Source organism: Luteibacter yeojuensis (genome assembly GCF_000964085.1).
GTDB lineage: Bacteria > Pseudomonadota > Gammaproteobacteria > Xanthomonadales > Rhodanobacteraceae > Luteibacter > Luteibacter yeojuensis_A.
In genome coordinates, this window is the sequence record NZ_JZRB01000075.1 from 1 (window position 1) to 5,241 (window position 5,241).

Consider the following 5,241-nt stretch of genomic DNA (forward strand, 5'->3'; position numbering starts at 1 on the left):
AGGCCGCCGCTGGTGACGTCGCTGAAATCGTCCTTGGCGATGACGCGGCGGTTGCCGCCATCTTCGTCCTGCTCGACGAATTCACCGCCGATGCCACCCGGGCTGTAGCGTGCGTACATGCGGGTGCTGCCCGCCACCTGTGCCACGGGGTGGAACCACTGGTGCTCGCGGTCGGCGGCGACCTTGGCCCAGCCACCGTTGGCATCGCGGCGGAACACCACCCATTCCTGCTTGTCATTCGTGCCGTAACTGAAGCGGGGCACGCCGGCGGGGTCGATCATGAAGCTCATGCCGCCGATGCCGATGTCGGTCATCTGGCGGCGGCTGCTCGACTTCGCATCCACGTCGTAGAGGGTGCTGCGGTTGAGGTCGCCCCACCCCGTGGTGCGCATGTAGAAGTGCCCGTTCGACTGCGGCGGGCGCCCTTCGATCTCGCCCCAGCCCTGGTCGGTGGCACGCGTGGCCGAGCGGCGGCCATAGGCTTCCGGGCCGTAGAGGTAGTCGGGGTTCTTGCCGTCGATGTCGACCGCCATGACCTCGCCCGTGGCGTAGGCGCTGCCGATGGAGCCATCGACTTTGCCACGGGCCACCACCAGGCGCGTGTTGCTTGTCCAGGCCGAGCTGGCCGGCAACTCGTACGGCGGCATGCGGATCAGGGTGATCGGCGTGTGCATGTCGGTGACGGCGAAGATGGCCAGGCCGTGGGTCTTGCCGTCCGGGTCGTGGTAAGCCACGGAGACATGCAGGCCGTCGGGTGAAAGGGCCGGGTCGGTGATGGGTGCGCGGCGCGCGAAATCCGACGTGGGAAGCAGGTCGGCGGCACTGGCGCCACCGGCTGCAAGGCACAGCGCGGCCAGCAACGGCCGGGCGAGGCGGTACGTCATGTGGTGAATCTCCCCTGGTAAAGCGTCCATACCCGCCGTCCCCCGACGGCGATCCGGCTTGCTCTATAGCCGATTGCGGGCCTGCCCCACAAGGCAGCATGCGGCAAGCCGGGGCGCTACACTGGGGGATCGCCCCCTTGCGTGTCTCCTATGGCCACCCCGTTCGTCGTCCAGTTCGACCCCGTCGCCTTCCACCTCGGCCCCGTGCAGGTGCACTGGTACGGCCTGATGTACCTGGGTGGCTTCCTTGGCGGCTGGGCGCTCGGCGAGTACCGCCGCCGCCAGGGCCGCCTGCCGGTCAACGCCGATCGCTTCAGCGACTTAATGTTCTACGCCATGATGGGCGTGGTCCTCGGCGGCCGCGTGGGCTACATGCTGTTCTATACGGCCATCAACTGGATATGGACCGATCCGCTGGCCCTCTTCCGCGTATGGGATGGCGGCATGTCGTTCCACGGTGGCCTGCTCGGCGTGCTGGTGGCCGGCATGTGGTGGTCGCGGCGCAATGGCGTCAAGTTCTTCGACACCATGGATTTCGTCGCCCCGCTGGTGCCCCTGGGCCTTGGCCTTGGCCGCCTCGGCAACTTCATCAACGGCGAACTGTGGGGCAAGCCCACCGACCTGCCCATCGGCATGGTGTTCCCGCATGCGCCCGACGCGCTGCCGCGCCACCCGAACCCGCTGTATGAATTCGCCCTCGAGGGCGTGGTGATGTTCATCGTGCTGTGGGTGTTCTCGATGAAGCCGCGGCCCCGCTACGCCGTGTCGGGCCTGTTCGCGCTGATGTACGGCGTGTTCCGCTTCATCATCGAATTCGTCCGCGTGCCCGACGTGCAGCTGGGCTACCTGGCGTTCGGCTGGCTCACCATGGGCCAGTTGCTGTCGCTGCCGCTTATCGCCCTTGGCATCTTCTGGCTCCTGCTGTCGCGCCGTGCGCCGTACGCACCGGTCGCGGCCCCCCCCGCGACCGCCACCTGATATCGTCCGACCCCCATGCAGCCCTATCTCGAACTGCTCCGCCACGTCCTCGACCACGGTGCCGAAAAGGCCGACCGCACCGGCACCGGCACGCGCAGCGTGTTCGGGTGGCAGATGCGCTACGACCTGGCCAGGGGCTTCCCCCTCGTCACCACGAAGAAGCTGCACCTGCGCTCCATCGTCCACGAGCTCATCTGGTTCCTGCAGGGCGACACCAACATCGCCTACCTGAAGGAAAACGGCGTCAGCATCTGGGATGAATGGGCCGATGCCAACGGCGACCTCGGCCCGGTGTATGGCCGCCAGTGGCGCGCGTGGCCCACGGCCGATGGCAAGGTGGTCGACCAGATCGCGTGGGTGGTGGACGAGATCAAGCGCAACCCCGATTCGCGCCGCCTCATCGTTTCCGCATGGAACGTGGGCGAGCTGCCGAAGATGGCGCTGATGCCCTGCCACACCATGTTCCAGTTCTACGTGGCCAACGGCAAACTCAGCTGCCAGCTGTACCAGCGCTCGGGCGATATCTTCCTGGGCATACCGTTCAACATCGCCAGCTACGCGCTGCTCACGCACATGATCGCCCAGGTGACCGGGCTGGAAGTGGGCGATTTCGTCCACACGCTGGGCGATGCGCATCTTTATTCGAACCATATCGAACAGGCGCAAAAGCAGCTGGCGCGCGAGCCGCGTCCGCTGCCGAAGCTGGTACTGAACCCAGGCGTGGAGAGCATCTTCGACTTCCGTTTCGAGGATGTCTCCATCGTGGATTACGATCCGCATCCGGCCATCAAGGCACCCGTGGCGGTCTGATCCCGGGGCACGCCGCCAAAGATTCCGCTAAGCCAGCATGGGTAGCTTGGCGGCATGTTCGATGTCCTTGCCCGGCCGGTTGTCGCCGGCCTCCTGTCACTTGGCCTTGCGGCGTGCGCGCGGTACACGCGGCTGCCGCTGGATACCGAGGCACACTACGCGGCGTCGGTTGACGAGCTGCGCCAGGCGCCAGCGCAGGGCGCGGCGCTGGGTGTCGACGACGTCACGCGGCTGGTCCTCACGAACAACCCCTCGCTGCGGCTGGCTGGCGCGCGCCGCGCCGAGGCCCGCGCGCAAGCTGACGCCAGCGCGCTGCCACCCAACCCCACGTTCAGTGGCGGCCTCGGCTACCTGCTGTCGGGCGCTGGCGATGCCACGGCGTGGACGGCCGCGCTTTCGCAGCCGTTGAATGGATGGATCACGCTGCGCGCGCGGCGTGACGAGGCGAACGCCACCGTCCGCGAAGTGGATGCGAGCCTGGCATGGGAGGCCTGGCAGGCGGTCGCGAGAGCGCGGCTGCTCGTCGCCGACATCGCGCTCAACGAACAACTGCTGGCCGCGCAGGAGGCGATGGGCGGGGCGCTTCGTGGGCAGGCGGTTGCTCTGTCGGCGGCTCGCCAACGCGGCGACATGGACAGCGCCGCGCTATCGACAGTCGCGCAGGCTGCCAGCGAAGCCGCGCAGGCCACGGCAGAGACCGAGCGCACCCTGGCCACGCAGCGCCGCGACCTGCACGGGCTGATGGGGCTATCGTACGACGCGCCGTTGGCCCTCGCGCCGCTGCCGGGGGTCGTGCCTCTCGACGAGGGCGCGGCTCGCAAGGCCATCGATACGCTGCCTGCCCACCGGCCGGATCTCGTCGCACTCGCCATGGGTTACGACGCCGGGGATGCGCGGTTCCGCGCGGCCATCCTCACGCAGTTTCCCGCCTTGTCCGTGGGCTATGCGGGTTCCCGCGACAACAGCCGCGTCACGAACGGTGGCCCGGAAGTCACGCTCGATCTTCCTGTGTTCGACCACGGCACAGCGCAGGCGAGCGCTGCCGGTGCGACCCGGCAGCGGCTGCACGACGAGTACAGCCAGCGCATCGCCGACGCGCGTGACGAGGCGCTGGCACTCGTCGCCGCGAACCGGGTCGCGGAAGGCCAGCTTGCGCGCATGGACGACGACACCTTGGCCCCTGCGCCGAACGCCGACGGTGCGGCGCGTGCGTTCGCCCGCGGTGACCTCGACCGCACCGCTTACACCGACATGGTCGTCGCGACCCGGTCACGGCAAATCGCTCGTTTGCGAACCGAACTCGCCATCCGCGAACAACGCATCGGACTCGAAACACTCCTGGGAATCGGCATGCCTGCCATCGACATCAACGGGAGCGCGCCGTGATGGGCGTCCTTCCTCGCACGCTGCTCCTCTTTGCCACGGGCGCGCTCGTGGCCTGCCAGTCGCCGCCCGATAACGCCGAGGCGCCCCACGAACTCGCGTCTGCCGCGGTGGTCGTCGCCACGCCCGTGCGTGGTTCGCTGCCGCGCAAGGTCGTGGCATGGGGGCAGGCCAGTGCCGGCACCGCTTACCAACAGGCGGTCAGCGTGCCTGCAGAGGCATCGCTTGCGTCACTCGCCATTGGCGCCGGCGAGCATGTGCACGCCAGCCAGCCTCTTGGCACCGTGTCGCTATCCGGGTCCGCTCGGCTCGCGGTCGTGCAGGCGACGACGTCGCTACGCACCGCGACCGAATCGCTGGCGCGGGCTACGCGCCTGAAGCGCGACGCGCTGGTCACCGACGAGCAGGTGGCGCAGGCCACGAAGGCCGTGGAAGACGCGCGCGTGGCGCTGGCCGCGCTACCTGCCGTGGATGCGCGAGGGCGTGCCACGCTACGCTCACCGGTCGATGGCAGCGTCGCGAGCATTGCGGTATCACCGGGCCAGGTCGTGCCGGCGGGCACGACACTGCTATCGATCACGCCGTCAGCGCAGCACGATGTCGTCGCGGGTGTCGAACCACGGCGCGCGCGCAGCGTGGCACCGGGCATGCCCGTGATCCTGTCGCCCGTCGATGGTGGCGACGGTATGGCCGGCAAGGTCGTCGCCATCGGCGACGGTATCGACAGCCAAACGCGCCTGGTGCCTGTGCGTATCACGGCGGAGCGCGCACCGATGGCTGGGAGCGCGTGGCGCGCGGAGATTACCGTGGCGACGGCCACGGGTTGGGTCGTGCCCAGCGACGCCCTGGTGGAAGACCGTGGCGGGCGATGGGTCTTCCAGGTCCGCAACGGCAAGGCCCACCGGGTGCAGGTGGATGTACTCGCGCGGCAGGGTGACCACGTTGCCGTAAGCGGCGATATCGACCCGGCCGCGCCGCTGGTAGTGGCCGGTGCGCCGCAACTGGCGGAAGGCATGGTGCTGGCCACGAGCGAAGGCGGCAAGTAGTGGCCGCGCGCTTCATGGCACGGCATGGCTCGTCGATGCTTCTGGTGGCCGCGATGCTTGCCCTGATGGGTGCGGCGGTGACGTTCGGCCTGCCGGTGGGTTTGTTCCCGCAAGTCTCGTTCCCGCGCATCGTGGTCGAC

The 5,241-nt window shown here is 68.5% G+C and carries 4 protein-coding genes and 1 pseudogene; 4 read left to right on the forward strand and 1 reads right to left on the reverse strand.

Annotated features, from left to right (window positions below; all coding sequences use genetic code 11):
• Positions 1–884 (reverse strand): annotated as a pseudogene (locus VI08_RS19750) (alpha/beta hydrolase family protein); the annotation flags it as partial.
• 150 nt (positions 885–1,034) lie between these two features.
• Here VI08_RS19750 and lgt point away from each other — a divergent pair.
• The 4 genes from lgt to VI08_RS19770 are packed head-to-tail and all read left to right on the forward strand — an operon-like array spanning position 1,035 to position 5,101.
• Complete coding sequence (gene lgt / locus VI08_RS19755) at positions 1,035–1,862, forward strand: prolipoprotein diacylglyceryl transferase (protein ID WP_045831357.1); 828 nt, start codon at positions 1,035–1,037, stop codon at positions 1,860–1,862.
• 15 nt (positions 1,863–1,877) lie between these two features.
• Positions 1,878–2,672: a thymidylate synthase gene (locus VI08_RS19760; protein WP_045831358.1), complete on the forward strand. Its 795-nt coding sequence runs from the start codon at positions 1,878–1,880 to the stop codon at positions 2,670–2,672.
• A gap of 54 nt (positions 2,673–2,726) precedes the next feature.
• Positions 2,727–4,058 carry a TolC family protein gene (locus VI08_RS19765; protein ID WP_045831359.1) on the forward strand — a complete coding sequence of 444 codons (1,332 nt, stop codon included), beginning with the start codon at positions 2,727–2,729 and terminating at the stop codon, positions 4,056–4,058.
• Entirely contained in the window at positions 4,058–5,101 is a 1,044-nt protein-coding gene (locus VI08_RS19770) for an efflux RND transporter periplasmic adaptor subunit (protein WP_045831360.1), read from the forward strand. The genes VI08_RS19765 and VI08_RS19770 overlap by 1 nt, the downstream gene beginning before the upstream one ends.
• Positions 5,102–5,241: the final 140 nt, after the last annotated feature.